General features: G+C 63.3%; 3 protein-coding genes and 1 pseudogene. All 4 read right to left on the bottom strand.

The features are described from left to right. Positions 1-453: pseudogene (locus tag AC1DRP_RS36050) on the bottom strand (hypothetical protein); the annotation flags it as partial. After that, positions 420-776 (bottom strand): hypothetical protein, encoded by a 357-nt coding sequence (locus tag AC1DRP_RS36045; RefSeq protein ID WP_476771082.1) that lies wholly within the window; start codon positions 774-776, stop codon positions 420-422. The pseudogene AC1DRP_RS36050 and the gene AC1DRP_RS36045, both read right to left, overlap by 34 nt. Positions 777-1059: 283 nt before the next feature. Beyond that, positions 1060-2292, bottom strand: coding sequence for an HlyD family secretion protein (locus tag AC1DRP_RS36040; protein WP_441508979.1), 1233 nt, complete (start codon positions 2290-2292; stop codon positions 1060-1062). Further along, positions 2285-2749, bottom strand: coding sequence for a hypothetical protein (locus AC1DRP_RS36035; RefSeq protein WP_441508980.1), 465 nt, complete (start codon positions 2747-2749; stop codon positions 2285-2287). The genes AC1DRP_RS36040 and AC1DRP_RS36035 overlap by 8 nt, the downstream gene beginning before the upstream one ends. Positions 2750-2791: the final 42 nt, after the last annotated feature.

Here is a 2791-nt window from a genome sequence, read left to right as displayed (position 1 = left end):
GGACCAGAGGATCGCCGCCGTGGCGCCATCAAGCAGGCGGCTGGAGACCCGGAGCTTTCCGTCAGAGGTGCGTATGCTGCCTTCAAGGACGAACTCCCTGCCCGGCCTGCCTCCGGCCTCCGGCGCGGGGAGTGCGGACGTCGTCTTGCCCGGCGACTCCCGCACATAGACCGACAATTCCTTGAACCTCGCCAGCTGGACGAGCACCTCTTCGGTGATGCCCGCAGCGAGCAGCCCGGCCTCGGAGCCAGGAGAGAGATTGGCGAAGGGCGCCACGACAAGGGCCGGACGGACCGGGCCGTCCGCCCGACCGCTGCGCCAGACCTGCCCCGTCCCGACGCCGCCGACGACGACCAGCGCCATGGCGCCGATCAGCGCCCAGGCCCAGGGTGTCCGCGGCTTCGGCCGGGCCGAGGCGGCTATGGCCGTGTGCTGCGGCCTCTGCCTGTGCACGGTCGATGAATCGAGCGACCGCCATGAGAAATGCGGAACGTAGCCGCCCTTCGGAATTTCGATGAGACGCGATCGGCCTGCCCCGCGACAAAGTAATAGCGCTCCATCGCGCGCCTGAGACGCCCGGCTTCGATGCGCACGACGGGATCATTCTGAATATCGAAATGTGAATCGCGGCCCAGGACCTGGGTCGCTATCGAATAGGCCTTGATACGCTCGGCCCGGCCCGCAAGTGTTTCATTGGTAACATAACTTAAAAACCGCCTGATCCGGTCGGATACCTTGAACTCCGGACTTGCCAGGATCAGTTCAAGTTGTTCCATAATATCTCTGGATGATGGGCCGCTCCCGTCAGAACTCAGAAAGGCCCTGCCAGAATTTCTCCGCTGCATGGACTTGGCCTCCCCCGACCAACATCTCCACGTACAGGTGCGAAATCCGTAAGAGTTTTAAGAAGCGCGCCGGAAGCTTACGCCTGCCCGACGCATTCGGCCACCATTTTTATGGGGATCTCGTGCGGCTGCTATGGCCTGCGCGAGCCATTGGCCGCGAGCTGCGCATGGCGGGCGCGAGGGACGACGATCGATCGGTGGGCGAGCTGCCGGATCAGTGTCCGGCGAAGACCAGTGTTTGAATGGGCAAGACCAGCGCCTGGATCCTCAGGAGCATGGCATGGACAAGCCCGACCGCATCCACCGCATGAAGGAGGACCTTTTTGACGGATCCAGTTTCTTTGGACTCGATGCGATCGTGATTGCTGGAATAGGCGTTGGCGATGCAGCTGCTGCCTGGCGTCACGCCATCGAGCCCATCGGGATAGAGCGGCTCGAGAAATGTCAGGATCGTGCCGGGCCGGGCGATCTGCTGAACATCGATCAACTGCTCGCCGCCGCGAAACTGCCCGGCTGCGATGAAGTCCTGCACCCCGGTCACCACCATCGGAATGACGACCCAGGGCTTCGAGATGCAGGTGGCTTCGGCTACCATGCCGACCTTCATGACCTGCGCCTCGATCTGGGAGAAACCGGCCTGCAAGGAGGAGCGCCCGGCCTCTTCGGGGATCAGGACGCCGCCGGGGCGCAGAAGCGGATTGACGATGTCGCCGACACGAAGCGCAAATTGTTCGACACGCCCGGACACTCCGGCTCTGATCACGGTCTTCTCGAGATCGACCTGGGCCTGGGCCAGGGCCGCCTGAGCACTTTCCCTCTCCGCCGGCAGCAGGGTCGAGATCCGCGTTTGCGCCGTGTCTCGCGCCGCGGTTGCCGAGTTCACAGCGGCTTCCTTCCCGGCGACGAGGACTTGCAGCCGCTCGATCTCGCGCTGCGCGACGACATCCGCGTTCCGTCGCATCAATTCCTGCTTGGTCCGCAACTCGTCCTGCGCCTGCTGGAGGTCACTCCGCGCCTCCTGGATCTTGGATTCGTTCGAGGCGAGCTCGGACCGGGCGACRGCGAGCGCAGCGTCGGCCTCGATAATCTTGCGGCGGGCGGTTTCGGCCGCCGCTTCCTGCCGGCTGCTATCCAGTCTGAAGATCGGCGCGCCTTTTTCGATCCTGCCGCTGAGCCCGACATAGACCTCGGCGACCCGCCCATTGATCTCGGGCACGATCGGCACCGCCCTGAAGAACAGGGTCGCGTTCGTAGTCGAGGGATGATTGTAGAAGATCACCGTGATCAACCCGATGGTCAGCATCGCGCAGGCCGTGATGCCCCAGCGCAATTCGAACCAGACCGAATAGAGCGTGATCTCCTTGCCAATGCGCCGGCCCTGATAATAGCGGCGAAACAGATAGTCCGGCAGGATCGTCAGAAGCGAGCAGAACATGAGCTCAAGCATGGGTCGGCTCCTTCTTGCGCCCATGCTGCTCCGCCCCGTGATCTGTAGGCATCTCCTGGGAATCGGACGGGTCTGGTGGCTCGGTTGTTGCTCCCCCGCCGCGGCGGGGCGTCGAACCCGCAATGCGCTCGAGAGCGTGAGCCATGCGACCAAAGAGACCGGAGAAGTCGGGCAGGTCGATMAGCGCCAGCAGGAGCCCGGCCACCCAGAACAGGTGGATGTGCGTGAACAGAGCCAGAAGCCCAAGGACCGCGACAATCTCGAACTGGAGCTTCTGCGACTTATGCGCCATCCGCTCCGGCAATGTGTGCAGCCGGAAGAAGATGACGCCAACCGTCAGGATCGCGACGAGGAGCAGCACCGCCATCGCGACCATGAGATAGTCAGTCTCTCCCGGCGCCGTGATGAAGGGCGGCAAATGGCCCGGGGCAGCAGGATGAATGTTCGGCGACGACATGGCTTCCGCATCCAACCCTTTGAAATTATCACGACGGTATCC

It is taken from the genome of Allobosea sp. 01N443, from assembly GCF_056399325.1.
The sequence above is the reverse complement of the archived record's forward strand: the minus strand, read 5'-3'. Positions and strand labels throughout refer to the sequence as shown.